Here is a 13,402-nt window from a genome sequence, read left to right as displayed (position 1 = left end):
TGGTGTGAACTTGCGATAATGCGGGTTCAGCTAGCGCTATTGTGAAACGCTTTGGCCGAAAACTTTGTCGAGGCGCTCCTGAAGCCGCGTTGCCGACTTGTCGAAGCGCGCTTCCAGCGTGGGAGCGGCGCCACGGCAAACATCAACGACGCGGCGCGACCATTTCAGATATCTGGCTCCGCTCTTTGCCCTGAAACGATCATCGGGACCGTTTAGAACCTCCTCGACGTTGGACGTCCGATCCGCCAGCTTGAGCCTTTTGGTTCGAAGGCAGGCCGTGGCGGTGTGGTCAACCTGTCGCTGACGACGCGCTTTTCCTTTGAGCCCCGCTGGATCGCTTACATCGGCGACGAGATCAGCCACTGCCTCGCCGAAATGCTCACGGAGGGCGCTCTCATCGGTATCAGTGTATTCGAGCGTATCGTGCAGCCACGCAGCGGCCACCAGAACTGGATCCAGCGGCTCGATGCTTGCGCACATCGCTGCCACCTCGGAAAGATGGACGATGTAAGGATCTTTCATGTCTTCCCGCATCTGGTCCTTGTGAGCATGTGAGGCAAAAAGTGCCGCTTCCGCGATCTGCCTCACGTCAAGTGGGGTGATTTCACGAGCGCTCATGCAACAGTTCCCATCACCCGCAATATCCAGTGAATCTCGTCCAGCCTGTTCCGACCTCATCAAATCGAAGAATACACTTCTTGGCTTGAGGAGTGCCGGCCCCCGGGGTCAGTCGCTCCCTTGCCGTACGGTTTCGACCGCCAACGACCCAGCTGGCAAGGCCTTCAAGAGTTCTGCCTCGGGTTTTGTGAGATGTATCCATGGTGCCCAGTCCTCCGGCCGCAGTACCACGATCTGGCGATTGTGGATGGGCGCTACATCAGGCCCGGGTTCCGTGGTGAGCATGGCGAATGTGGGCGGCCTGTTGCCTTCGCCTTCGCGCCATAGTCCGGCAATCGCCATGAACGGGGTGCCGTTGAGGGTGAAGCGATGCTTCGCCTTCGGAGACTTCTTTCCGGTGAACTCGAAAAACGCCGATGCCGGGATGAGGCAGCGCTTGCTGTTGGCGAAACTCCGTCCGTCCGAGCGGAAGTTGAAGACAGGCCCGCCCTTTGGCCCGGACGGCGGAAAGGCAAAGGTCATGCGCGTAAGCTCGATCGCGTCGCCAGCCGCGCGCATGATCGGGGCGGGGTCACTGATGCGGATATCATCCGACAGCGGCAAATCAAGTTCCGTCTGATGAGTGGGAATATCGAGCGCCAGCGATTGCATCATCCGGCAATATTCGGCCCAGACGACATGCTGCTCGTAGTCATTGCACATGGCTGCCCCATACGTTCGGTCTATTGCAGAGTTATGCAAAATAGCGCGGCTTGGCCGCGGCGCCAGCACGCTGTGATTTTCTGCTATGCTCCGAAATCCTGGGCGACACGCTCGAGCACTTTGCGCGGTTTGTTGGCGATGACATCGCCGTGGCTGACAATGATGCGCTCCAGGTCGGGATCTTTTGACCACTTGCGAAAAGCCGCTCCCAGCGCCTTTCCGTCCTGGACAAAAAACCATCTGGCAGCGCGCGGAGTGCTCGGCCGGTCGACCCCAAAGCCAAGAACGCGCGCCATGATGTGGGCGCCAATTCCATGGGGGTGGCGCACATTGGCGAGGATGTCGTTGACGACAAGGGTGGTGTGGCCGTCACGCCGCACGAATAGAGCCGCCTCCTTCTCCCCTAAACCCGGGACCGTCTCCATCCGAACGGAAGGATCATCAAAGATATCGGCAGTCGAATCGACCTTGACGACTTTCTCCACAGCCTCCCGCGCCCCCGGCGGGCAGACAATTTTCGCCTGGGGATAGCGAAGCTTCCAAGGCTTGATGTCGAGCCGATGGCCAGCGCCTGGCACGATGAGAAAGGCTGGATCGCCGAGCGCTTCGATTTCCCGCATTTCCGGCTCTGCAAGAGGTATGCAGCTCCAGATCGCCGTGCGCTCTCCCGTCAGGCCGATCACTGTCATTCGCCGCGGAAAATGGCCGAGCGGCATCTGAATCTCGCCGCTGACTGTCAAGAGACCGGTAGCAACCGTCTCCAATCGGCCATGCGGCTCAACTTGCCATGTTTCGTGAACCTTAGGCATGCAAACACCCACGCTCGGTTTGCACCGATAATTGCCGCGGGTGAATTTCGTTCCGCGTGGAAGCAGCTGATCGAGCGAGGGTGCTACAGGGCGTCCCTCTCTTTTGGGGCCGGGCCGTCAGCAAAGCTGAAGCCCCGCCTGCGACGGGTCTTCCCCATGCGGGCTTCCGTCCCTGACGCGAGATCGGTCACGCCGACGTTCCTTCCTTCCGCCGGTGGGTATTGAGACGGATCGATGAGAGTGAGAGTGCGGACCGGGTTTGCCGTGACGGGTTGAAGGTCGGGAGAGAGGCTCCTGGCGCCCGTCGCGGAGAATCGCGATGTTCAGAGACACCGCTCGCGCCCGTTCCGGTAACGACCGCACGGGCCTCTATCAGGAAGTCACCGGCAAGATCATCGCCGAACTGGAAGCCGGACGTATCCCCTGGGTGCAGCCTTGGGGAACCGCGGCGGCAAAGGCGCCGCTCGCCATGCCGCGGAATGCGTCGACGCATCGGCGGTACTCCGGCATCAACGTCTTGATCTTGTGGGGCGCGGTCATCGAGCACGGATTCACCGGCCAGAGCTGGCTCACTTTCCGGCAGGCGATCGCCCTCGGCGGTAACGTCAGGAAGGGAGAGCATGGTACGGCCGTCTTCTACGCCGACCGCTTCATTCCCAACGACGAGAGGAAGCGAGCCCGCGAAAGCGGTGATGAAGCGCAGGCTATCCCATTCCTCAAACGCTTCACCGTCTTCAATGCAGATCAATGTGAGAACCTGCCGCAGGACGTTGCCGCCGTCGGACCACCACCTCCGCCCGGCATGATCGAACCGCAAGCAGAGGCACTGATCCGGTCCACCGCCGCGGATTTTCGGATCGGAGGCAATCGCGCATTCTACTGCCCTGCGAGCGACTTCGTGCAGGTCCCGCCGCCAGCCGCCTATTTCGAAACGATCAACTGGCACCGCACCGCCTTTCACGAACTGGGGCATTGGTCGGGTCATTCCTCCCGGCTCGGCCGTGACATGGCCGGTTCCTTCGGCTCCAAATCCTATTCGCGGGAGGAATTGGTGGCCGAAATGGCGGGCGCCTTCATCTGTGCCTCGCTCTCCATCGTGCCGACGGTGCGCCATGCGGACTATATCGGTTCATGGCTGGAGGTCCTGGGCGAGGACAATCGCGCCATTTTCCGCGCTGCCAGCGCGGCGTCGAAAGCCGCCGAGTTCATCCTCGCTTTCCAGCCTGGCGCCGATGAGCCAGCGACCGCAGCGACAGCGAACGACGAGAGGGAGGCGGCGTGAAAGGTCACGCCGGACCGCCGTCGCGAATGCGCCTCTCAGTTTTCCCGCTTCGGTGGCCGGAGAGTGAGAGGCGCGCCGGTATTTCATGACGGGTTCAGGGCTGAGAGAGAGGCTCTCGGCGCCCGTCGCGGAGAAAACACCATGGCTACGGCTGTCCAAAAGATCACCTTGTCGTCCTCGCGCGACATTCCGTTCAACAAGCTGGTGCTGGCCCAGTCCAACGTCCGGCGCATCAAGGCCGGCGTCTCGCTGGAGGACCTGGCAGCGTCGATCGTCCGCCGGGGCCTGATCCAGAGCCTTCATGTTCGTCCGGTGCTCGATGCCGGCGGCGATGAGACCGGCATGTTCGAGGTGCCGGCCGGCGGCCGCCGCTACCGTGCCCTCGAAATGCTCGTGAAACAGAAGCGGCTTGCCAAGACTGCATCCGTTCCTTGTGTCTTGGGCAGCAGCACGAATCTGGCGGAGGAAATCTCGCTGGCTGAGAACATCGATCGCGCTCCGCTCCATCCACTCGATGCATACCGCGCCTTCAAGGACATGCGCGACAAAGGCATGTCGGAGGAGGAGATTGCGGTCGCCTTCTTCATCTCTATCACCATCGTCAAGCAGCGCCTAAAGCTCACCGCCGTGTCGCCGGCGCTGCTCGACATCTATGCCGACGACGGCATGACGATCGCCCAGCTCGAAGCCTTCTCGGTCAGCGATGATCACGCGCGCCAAGAGCAGGTGTGGGAGACGATCAAGAATAGCTGGTCGAGGGAGCCATACCAGATCCGCCGTATGTTGACGGAGAACACCGTCCGAGCGTCCGATAAACGGGCCGTGTTCGTAGGGCTCGATGCCTATGAAGCGGCAGGCGGTCAGGTGCTGCGTGATCTCTTCCAATCGGATGATGGCGGGTGGCTCCAAGACGTGCCGCTGCTCGACCGTCTTGTCACCGAAAAGCTCTGGCTGCGCGCCTATGACTTCGCGACGCAGGGCGGGGCGCTGGCTCTCAACGACTATGCGCGCGCCAATGACCCGTTCACCAAGGTCGGCAAACAGCAGATCGCCGTCGACGTGTCGTCGGTCATCCGCGCATCCCCAGTGAGCTTCCGCATCGCCTGGGTCGAACGCCGCTATCAGGACGGTTCCCTTGCCTCCACGGAGCGCTGGTCCGCGATCCTTACAATTGTCGTGCAGCCCCCGCGCGACGCCGACGCACTGAGGAAGAACCCGCTCGGCATCTACATCAACGCCATCAACTGGTCGAAGGAGCTTGGACAATGACGCCCGCACTCTTCAAGGCCGCCCGCTGGGGGTGTCCAACTTTCCTCATCCACGCAGTGCCGGCTTTCCGCAAGATGGCCTTTCCAGCACTGCTGCTTTGCACTTCGGCGCTTGCAGGCTGTGCCACCAGGCAGAAGCCGCCGGAGATTTCCTATGACGATCCGATCCCGGCCGTGCAGGCCGTCGATCCGCCCCCGCCCGTCAAGGTGGTAGAGCTGTCAAAGCCGCTGCCGCTTCCAGGCCAGTTGAAGCCGGTCGGCAAGGACGCAAAGCCCGAGCCGGAACCGTCCGATCCGACCGCGCGCGTGAACCTGGCCAATGCGGCCGCGCGCATGCAGCCTGTCCGCAACGGGTTCATCAACTCGATGCAGGTCTATCCCTTCGTCGATGGCGCGCTCTATCAGGTCTATGCCTCGCCGGGACAGATCACCGACATCGCGCTCCAGCCCGGCGAGCAGCTCGTCGGCTCCGGCCCCGTCGCCGCCGGTGACACCGTGCGCTGGATCATCGGCGATACCGAGAGCGGTACAGGCGGGACCAAGCAAGTCCACATCCTTGTCAAGCCGACGCGCGCCGAACTCATAACCAATCTCGTCATCAATACCGATCGGCGCACCTATCACATGGAACTTCGCTCGACGCCGTCGACCTATATGGCCTTGGTCTCCTGGCAATACCCGCAGGACCAACTCATCGCCTTGCGCACGCAGAACCAGCAGGCTGAAGCTGCGCAGCCGGTCTCGACGGGCATCGATCTTTCTCGCGTCAATTTCCGCTACGACGTGACGGGCGATCGCGCACCGTGGCGGCCGCTGCGCGCCTTCGACGATGGCAAGCAGGTGTTCATCGAGTTCCCGCGGGGCATCGGCCAGGGCGAGATGCCGCCACTCTTCGTGGTCGGGCCGCAAGGCGATACGTCGGAACTGGTGAACTATCGCGTCCGCGGCAACTACATGATCGTCGACCGGCTGTTTGCCGCCGCCGAGTTGCGCTTCGGCGCAGGCAAGAACCAGCAGCGCATCCGCATCTCCCGCAGCGATGGGGTAAGGAGCAGTCGATTTTCATGGATGCGTGGCCCTGGTGAGACCCCGCCAGCGACGAGCCTCCGAACAGACAGGGGAGGGTCATCATCATGAGCGACAGAGTGGATCCCGGGAAGGAAGAAGGCCGGGGGCCGATGAATGACGCCCGGCCGGAGGCACCGGTCGAGGATGACCCCCGGCCGTTGACAGGCGAGCCGGCCGCGGCCATGCGGCTGCGCGCCGAGCCGCCGCGCGTGACGCGTCTGTCCCGCAAGGCGCTGGCCGGATTAGGGCTCGCCGCAAGCCTGACTGTCGGCGGCGCGCTGATTTACGCGCTGCAGAACCGTCACCAAGGCGAGGGGCAGCAGCTGTATTCCACCGACAATCGATCGACGCCCGATGGGCTCGCCGGCCTGCCAAAGGACTATGCGGGCGTTCCGAAGCTTGGCCCACCACTTCCCGGCGATCTCGGCCGCCCGATCCTCGCCGCACAGAATGGCGGCCCCGCGCTGTCGGCAGGGCCCATTGGACCCGACCCTGAGCAGCAGCGCCGGGAGCAGGAGCTGGAAGCGGCGAGGACCGCGCGCCTGTTCGCGTCCACGCAAACGCTTGCGGGTGAGGCGACTGCCGTTCAAGCCACGACAGAGACCATGCCAAGGCCCGATCTCGCCAGCCTTGGCCTCGCGCCGCAGCCAGCGACGCCCTCGGCGCAGGACCGCCAGCGCGCATTCCTCGATCAGCCACCGGACAAACGCACCGTCTCGTCGGATCGTGTCGCGGCGCCGGCGTCGAAGAACGTCCTGCAGGCGGGCGCGGTCATCGCAGCCGCCCTCATCACCGGCATTCGTTCCGACCTGCCGGGTCAGATTACCGCGCAGGTGACGGAGAATGTCTATGACAGCCCCACCGGACAAATCCGCCTCATTCCCCAAGGGACGCGCCTCATCGGCCAGTACGACAATGGTGTCGGTTACGGCCAGCGTCGCGTATTGCTGGTATGGACCAGACTGATTTTTCCAGACGGCCGCTCCATCGTTCTGGAACGCGAGCCTGGCGCGGACGCCGAGGGCTATGCTGGCCTCGAGGACGGCGTCGACTATCACTGGGGCGAACTGTTCAAGGCTGCAGCACTTTCCACGGTTCTGAGCATCGGGGCGCAGGCAGGCTCATCGGGCCAGGAGAGCGACATCATGCGCGCCCTTCGCCAGGGTGCTTCCGACAGCATCAGCCAGACAGGCCAGCAGATCGTCCAGCGGCAGCTCAACATAGCGCCGACACTCACCATCCGGCCGGGATTCCCGGTGCGCGTCATCGTCACGCGCGATCTCTTGCTCGAACCTTATGGAGGCTGAAATGGCCAAGCTGAAACTGGGACCAATCGCCGACGACAAACCCGTCAAGGTCATGGTGGAACTCCCGGCGGCACTGCACCGCGATCTGACCGCCTATGCCGAGATACTCGGCCGCGACGCGGGGCAACGGCCAGCCGATGCGCCGCGCCTCATCGTTGCGATGTTGGATCGGTTCATTGCGACGGATCGGGGTTTTGCCAGGGCAAAGCGTTCGGAGGGTGGTTAGAGGCCGGAACACTGAAGTCGAACCGGGTCAGGCGCGCCTCCCAGTCATGACGTGATTTCAGAAATCGAGCCGCGGCGTTCCGTACTTCCTGCATTGACCGGGGTAGGGCCGGGTTGCGTTGCAGTCACCATGTTTCTTGCCGTCCCAACCAGTCGCAAAAGCGCGCGCTTTGGGTTCGATTCCAGCCACACTGCCTTGATCGAGCCGATGCTGTTTGGACCGTCGATGGGTTTCCACACCGTAGCGTCGATGGCGACTGTCCTGGCAAAACCTTCGCCTGCCAGAGTCACGCCTTGACCGAGTTGCACCTTGAGGATGACCGTCGCTTCGCTCGCGCGACATATTTGAATAGCGGGGCCACCATCTGCGGCAATCTTTTCCAGCAAAACCGGATCCTGCGGCGATCCGACCGAAACCAGCAGACCAGTATCTGCAAGATCCATCCATCTGACTGCCGGACTTTCAGCGAGCGGATGGCCACCGGGCAGGAGAACGAACAGGCGCTCGTGTCCAAATAGCTCGCTACGGCATAAGGCGCCGTTCTCGAGCCCGTGCGTGAAGGCGACGTCAAGGCGCCGACGACGTATTGCCGCAAGACACTGTTCATGTTGCACGTCCTCGATGGCGATGCTCACGTCCGGATGTAAGCTGCAAAATCGATCGACAAGGCGCGCAACGAATGCCCGGCCTATCTGGCCGCACAACCCTATCTTGACTGTTTTGGCATCCTGGTAGCCACGACCACCTCCAGCCAGGGCATCTTGCAAGCCTTCATAATGAGCCCGGACGAGGTCAGTCCAGGCCCGGCCCGCCTCGGTCAGCCGAACGCCATGGGCGTCGCGGTCAAACAGCTGCATGTCGAGCAATTGCTCGAGAGCAACGATGTTGCGGCTGACACAGGATTCCCTAACTCTGAGAACTCTTGCAGCCTGCCTGAGGCTGCCGTGATCGACAGCTGCGAAGACATGGTCCAAACGGCGGAGCGTGTTGTTGACCTGTCCCAAGGCTCAGGAGCCTATTTCTGCGGGGCGGCGCGGCTCACCGGCAGGGTCGGATACAAGCTGGTTTCGTAGACGTACTCGTGCGGAATGGCTGGCGTGGCCATCTGGGAGAGGTACCGGTTCAGGTTTTCCTCGCTATTGCTCGCAGCGAGGCTACAGAAATTTCCGCTGTTCCACGTCAGGGAGCAGTGGCTGAAATGCGCGCGTATCGCGTCAGCCATCTGCGCCAAAGTGACCTCATTGCCGAACATCGTATCCAGAACGAGGGTTTGCTTCTTCTCGATTTCGTCTGGGGGAAAATAGCGCGCCTTGAAGCCGAAATCCTTCTGGTATTCGCGACGCCTGTAGTCCGGCTCCTCGGTAGCCCGGAACTTCTCGACGAAGACGAAGATTCCGTCCTGCTTGAGGTGCTGGGTCACGAACTCGATCTGGCTTGCTCTGTTTGGCGAGTACATCTGAAAGGTCGTATCTTCCAGAATAATATCGAAGCCGTGGGCGAAATTTGCCAGTCGCGGATCTGAACGCAGGACGTCCTTCGTCAAATGATGGAAGGGGCCGACGAAGAAGTCGGCGTGCTGCGGTTCGCCATAGGCCATGAAGCATTTGTAATTCTCCGCATTCGGGCTGCACGACAGCGTGCGTATCTGTCCCCCGGACAGTTCCGACAACGTTCTCGCCATCGTGCCTTCCGCCGTTCCAAGGCTGTTTAGCGAAAGCGGAGCGCCACGATGACGGGCATATTTCAGCACTGCGTAGGCCATCCGGCACTCTTCCTCTAGTCTGTAGGGAATGCTGCCGTGATAGTGCTGGTCGAAAAAACCTTGTCGTGCCGCATGCAGGGCAACCAGGTCGCGTAAGATTTCATCGCTCGGCAGAAGGCGGGCGTCGACGACGGGTTTGCGGATTGGCATCCCGCTCTTGCCAGCGGCGGTCGCCGCGAAAAAGCCGGCTAGTCCGTTGATCCGTGGGCCATGGTCGCACTCAGCCAGAAAGTCGTCGAGTCCACGCATCGCAGTATGCCTCCAGCACCGTTCCATTGGTGAGATGCCGATACGTCGACGGGGGAAATTCCACTAAGATAAGAGTGGTCTAATATTTCACCTTGCTCAAGTATCGGCTGAGCCAACTGGTAGGCCTGCCGGATACAGACGGCTTTCACTCGATTGTCATTTTTTCGCTAAAGTCACATCTTCTACCAATCCAGAGTTATTTGCGTGTTGTTCAGCAACCGGTGGTTCGCCACATCACGCAACGACTGGCCATTCGCCAGTAAGGAGACTGTGGATACGTGAGTACTCTTGCCCTCGACCCGACCGAGAACCGCCGTTCACACCACCAATCGCTTTCCCACAAGTATGAAAATTGGGGGAGCGTGCGCGCCGACGTCGTCAAAAGGACCGGGCTCGAGCGCCAGGAGACAAGAATCCTCCAGCCAAACCATGTGTTCTTGATGAACCTGAAGGGCACGGCGTGCCGCGGAGAAGACATTGTGGACGGGCGCCGGATTGCCTTTTTGCCGCGCCGGGCCGGTTCGATAATCTTCATGCCCGCCGGCAGTGATTGGAATGGGTGGGACGAGGGGGATGCGACCGCTTCCTACCTCCTGGTCTCGATTGAAAGAGGGTTCGCCGATGACGTGTTTGCGGGAATGGCTCGCAATCGCGCGGTAGTGCTACCGCCTTCGATCGGGTTTCGGGACACCACTGTAGAGTTGGCGTTGCAGAGGATTGTCCTGGAGCTCAAGCAGCCTGACCCCATCAGCGCAACGATGGTGGAATGCCAGGCCACGCAATTGCTCGGGCAAATGTTCAGGTTGAACGGCGTCCATCAGGAACCGGCAAAAGGCGGTTTGTCATCGTTCGATCTCAAGCGAGCGGTGGGAATGATCGAGGCCTTGTCGGGCGGCAGGCCTACGCTCGCCGATTTGGCAAAAGAGGTTGGAGTTAGCAGGTTCCATTTCTGGAGGGCCTTCAAGCAGTCGACAGGCATGACACCGCACGCATTCATTGCGCAGCGCCGATTGGAGGACTCCGCGGATATGCTGCGATCGACAGATTTGTCGGCGACGGAAATCGCCATGGAATGCGGTTTCGGCAGTTCGAGCCATTTCACGACCGCCTTCAAGCGGGCCTTCGGCGCGGCCCCCACGGAATTTCGTCGTAAGTGCAGAATCTAGGCCGCCGCTTGTCGGTTCTCAGCAAGTATCGGAAAACCCCAACATCACAGTAAAGCAGGCTTGGCGGAAGAAGGTATCCATCGGCGGTCAGCCCGGATACGCCGCTCATGTCAAACCTGGTTCGAATTCATCATGCCAAAGGACGGGCCGGCCGGGCCAAACCCTGCCTCGGATTCCTGGCCAGCACGCTATCGGCGGCTGTGGCCCGAAACGGCTACTACATCGTATCCGCCTGGATTCTCGTCGAACGAGGGTACGGAACTGCCGGCGTGGCAACCTTCCTTGCGATCGCAAGCATTGTCGAATTCATCGCGAGCCCACTGGCCGGCGTAGCGGCGGATCGATTTGACAGGCGATGCTTGAACGTTGCGGCAGACCTCAGCCGCTTCGTCGTTATGCTGGCGACCGCTTGCGCGCTCCTCTACATGGACGTGTTTCTGATTGTCTGCCTGTCAGCGGTCCTGTTTTCGTTTTGCGACCGTGTCGCGCTTACGAGCTCTCAATCAATGATCCCCGTGATAGCTGACGGCCGCGATCTGGTGGCTTCGAATTCCGCTGTGTTTTTCGTCATGCAGTTCGGCAATCTCGGCGCAGCTCTGCTTGCAGGGCCTTTGCTGCATCAGCGCTCACCAGCCCTGCCATTCACCGTTCTTGCTGCCTTCTTCCTATTTTCGGCGGGCTGCCTTGCCTTGATGCGGCTGGAATCGGTTTCGCGCGATCTCCGCGTCGCCAAGATCTCTGCAGCACTAATCGATCCGAGCCTGCGTCGTCTCATCGTCGTCTACGCGCTTCTCTATACAAGCGCGGTGCTTGTCAGCGTCATGGGATCGAGCTTCGTCTTCCAGGAGCAGAAGGGTACTGCCGTGGATTTCGGCTACCTCGAGGCTGCATGGTCGGCGGGCTCACTGATCGGCGCGGTCTCACTATGCCGGATTGAAAGAGCGATGAGTACCCACGCGCGGCATCTCTTGCTTTTGGGCTTAACGGCTCTGGTACTCATGGCGCTGACTTCTCTGCCCACGCCCTGGACAGTGATCCTTTTTGCCACGATCGGATTTCTATACAATCTTGGACGCGTCAGCGTTGAAGTCACATTGCAGTCGCATGTGTCCGTTTATCTGTTGGGCCGGGCCAAAGGCATTATGCATAGTGTGGCCGTGGTGCTCGGGTTACTCGTCTTTGGCATCGCCGCCGCTGCAGGAGATCGAGCATTTCCTTCGACGATTTTCTTCAGCTTCGGAGTGGTGCTTCTCATCAGTATTTTGTGTTTGAGCGTCGGTGCCGGTCAGCCACAAGAAAAAGGTGAATCGTGAGGTGGAAGAGCTAACAGCAGGTGCAGATGCGAAACAGGCAGTCCTGGGGTCGCTGACGGCACTCTACCCCTGGATGAGCCCATATCATTCCCGGCCGATACGCGACTATGCGTTTCGCCTGTTCGAGGCGCCAGCTTCCACGTACATGCCAGAAATCCGGCTTCGAGCCTTCACCAAACTACTCGACATCATCAGGAAGGCAGCGACACGAAACGGATTATCGACCGATACGGCCTCGGAAATCTGCAGGGATTTCGAAAGGCGCCGTGTGATGCAGACCGGGCCTCATTTGTTTCTCCTCATGGAGCCGGAAGCCTTTTACACACACGTCTTCAGCCTCCTTGGTCTCTCGGCGCATGGCTGTTCGACCTATGTTTCCTACGCCGTTTCGACGGTGAATCTCGTTGAAAAGCCACGCAAGGGGCCAGGCTGGCTCACCGTTGACGGGAAGCCGGTCAACGTCTTTGGCCTCAGCCGAAGCCGGATGATCGGATACAGCCTGCTAGCCGGGCCGGGACCCTTTAGGTTCGAGTTGTTACCGACGGAGCCAAACACTGGGGGAGACGCGCTCATGCTGCTTCGTAGCCTTCTGCCGAAGACGCAATTCGAGCGGCCCGCGCATGCCATCAAGGCAGCCAATCAGCTCCTCTGGCTAAAAATGTTCGGAGGCCGCTTTGCCTTCCTGCAGATCGACGACGAGGATGTTGCAGACCTGGTGGCCGACCATCTGTCGGACGAAAATTCCTGGCTACGCATGAGACTGCTGGAAGACCCGAAGTTCGCTTCCAGCGTCCTTGCCGGCCTCGATCGGCTTGCGTCCGGCCCCTGGAGCGGCTGGCTCGCTCGGGGTACTGATTTCTTCTGGTTCTACGAAAACGGCAAACGCCGTCCGCTGCGTCTGATCGCCGGCGAACTCATCGATCCTGCGACCGGTATGAAGGTGGCGTGCTTCACAGCCCCCGACATCCTCGAGCGGCTGGCAAACCGCAGTCTTGTCCCGAATCTCCTGCTGATGTTTCTGGTTTTGTCGATCCTGCCCGGCGTGCGCGCGCTTGGAGGCAGCTATCAGCCGATCTACTATCCCCTTATGCGCTATGTCGTCTGCCGGGCGCTCGAGTCCGCAGGCGTGGATGGGGATCTTCGGCAGGCTCTCGCAACCGACGACGTACCGGGTGCTTGGGGACATCGAGTAATTGAGTGTGATGATGATCCGCTGGAGTTGTTCCTAAACGGCGGGATGAGTGATCTTATCGACCGTTTGGGCGACATTTCCTTCGCCGAGGCATGTGGAAGCATGAAAGGCTTCGTGTCGGACCCGTCGTGGCATGAACTTCACAGACGACTTCGGCAGGGGTTGGTCACGCCGGCCGATACGGAATGGGCCTTCTCCTGAAATGCTTTATGCGCTCCCAGCAACTGGCATGTGCAAGCCCGATTGCGAATGGCTGCTTCGCGCCTAATCTCGGACTGTCTGATGCGCCACCGTAAGCGCTGTCCCGTTGGCACCTTTCGCGCGTTGTCGTGAGCGACGATGCTCGGTGCCTTTGAGGGCTTCGACACATGACGATTTCAGAGCTTACGCTTAAGTCCAGGGACGAGGAGCCGGTTCGACGGCTTGAGATATTCACGGGT

The 13,402-nt window shown here is 60.7% G+C and carries 12 protein-coding genes and 2 pseudogenes; 9 read left to right on the top strand and 5 right to left on the bottom strand.

Annotation, left to right across the window (positions count from 1 at the left end; all coding sequences use genetic code 11):
• Positions 1-36: 36 nt before the first annotated feature.
• The 3 genes from AC1DPX_RS08255 to AC1DPX_RS08245 all read right to left on the bottom strand — a co-directional run bounded on the left by AC1DPX_RS08255 (position 37) and on the right by AC1DPX_RS08245 (position 2,129).
• On the bottom strand, positions 37-618 hold the full coding sequence (locus tag AC1DPX_RS08255) for an HD domain-containing protein (RefSeq protein ID WP_477235823.1): 582 nt from the start codon (positions 616-618) through the stop codon (positions 37-39).
• Between the two features lie 108 nt (positions 619-726).
• A complete protein-coding gene (locus tag AC1DPX_RS08250; RefSeq protein ID WP_477237455.1) occupies positions 727-1,320 on the bottom strand; it encodes an SOS response-associated peptidase in 594 nt (197 codons plus the stop codon).
• 83 nt (positions 1,321-1,403) lie between these two features.
• Entirely contained in the window at positions 1,404-2,129 is a 726-nt protein-coding gene (locus AC1DPX_RS08245; RefSeq protein WP_477235821.1) for a hypothetical protein, read from the bottom strand.
• Between the two features lie 319 nt (positions 2,130-2,448).
• Between AC1DPX_RS08245 and AC1DPX_RS08240 the strand changes: the two genes are divergently transcribed.
• The 6 genes and pseudogenes from AC1DPX_RS08240 to AC1DPX_RS08215 all read left to right on the top strand — a co-directional run bounded on the left by AC1DPX_RS08240 (position 2,449) and on the right by AC1DPX_RS08215 (position 7,280).
• Positions 2,449-3,411 (top strand): ArdC family protein, encoded by a 963-nt coding sequence (locus AC1DPX_RS08240; protein ID WP_477235819.1) that lies wholly within the window; start codon positions 2,449-2,451, stop codon positions 3,409-3,411.
• A 141-nt stretch (positions 3,412-3,552) separates the two neighbouring features.
• A pseudogene (locus AC1DPX_RS08235) lies at positions 3,553-4,392 on the top strand (ParB/RepB/Spo0J family partition protein); the annotation flags it as partial.
• A gap of 3 nt (positions 4,393-4,395) precedes the next feature.
• Positions 4,396-4,680 (top strand): annotated as a pseudogene (gene trbF / locus AC1DPX_RS08230) (conjugal transfer protein TrbF); the annotation flags it as partial.
• Positions 4,677-5,816 (top strand): P-type conjugative transfer protein TrbG, encoded by a 1,140-nt coding sequence (gene trbG / locus AC1DPX_RS08225; protein ID WP_477235817.1) that lies wholly within the window; start codon positions 4,677-4,679, stop codon positions 5,814-5,816. The pseudogene trbF and the gene trbG, both read left to right, overlap by 4 nt.
• Positions 5,813-7,054: a TraB/TrbI/VirB10 family type IV secretion system protein gene (locus AC1DPX_RS08220; protein WP_477235815.1), complete on the top strand. Its 1,242-nt coding sequence runs from the start codon at positions 5,813-5,815 to the stop codon at positions 7,052-7,054. Before trbG ends, AC1DPX_RS08220 begins: the two co-directional genes overlap by 4 nt.
• A gap of 1 nt (position 7,055) precedes the next feature.
• A complete protein-coding gene (locus tag AC1DPX_RS08215; RefSeq protein WP_477235813.1) occupies positions 7,056-7,280 on the top strand; it encodes a DUF2274 domain-containing protein in 225 nt (74 codons plus the stop codon).
• 44 nt (positions 7,281-7,324) lie between these two features.
• Here the strand turns inward: AC1DPX_RS08215 and AC1DPX_RS08210 are convergent, their stop codons facing one another.
• Both AC1DPX_RS08210 and AC1DPX_RS08205 read right to left on the bottom strand, forming a co-directional pair.
• Positions 7,325-8,284 (bottom strand): LysR family transcriptional regulator, encoded by a 960-nt coding sequence (locus AC1DPX_RS08210; protein ID WP_477235811.1) that lies wholly within the window; start codon positions 8,282-8,284, stop codon positions 7,325-7,327.
• A gap of 11 nt (positions 8,285-8,295) precedes the next feature.
• Positions 8,296-9,291: a class I SAM-dependent methyltransferase gene (locus tag AC1DPX_RS08205; RefSeq protein ID WP_477235810.1), complete on the bottom strand. Its 996-nt coding sequence runs from the start codon at positions 9,289-9,291 to the stop codon at positions 8,296-8,298.
• 278 nt (positions 9,292-9,569) lie between these two features.
• Between AC1DPX_RS08205 and AC1DPX_RS08200 the strand changes: the two genes are divergently transcribed.
• The 3 genes from AC1DPX_RS08200 (at position 9,570) to AC1DPX_RS08190 (ending at position 13,163) form a co-directional block, all read left to right on the top strand.
• Complete coding sequence (locus AC1DPX_RS08200; protein WP_477235808.1) at positions 9,570-10,457, top strand: helix-turn-helix transcriptional regulator; 888 nt, start codon at positions 9,570-9,572, stop codon at positions 10,455-10,457.
• A gap of 107 nt (positions 10,458-10,564) precedes the next feature.
• Entirely contained in the window at positions 10,565-11,770 is a 1,206-nt protein-coding gene (locus tag AC1DPX_RS08195) for an MFS transporter (RefSeq protein WP_477235806.1), read from the top strand.
• On the top strand, positions 11,736-13,163 hold the full coding sequence (locus AC1DPX_RS08190) for a hypothetical protein (protein ID WP_477235804.1): 1,428 nt from the start codon (positions 11,736-11,738) through the stop codon (positions 13,161-13,163). Before AC1DPX_RS08195 ends, AC1DPX_RS08190 begins: the two co-directional genes overlap by 35 nt.
• Positions 13,164-13,402: the final 239 nt, after the last annotated feature.

It is taken from the genome of Mesorhizobium sp. 01N446 (genome assembly GCF_056399285.1).
This window is presented reverse-complemented; position numbering and strand designations above follow the sequence as displayed.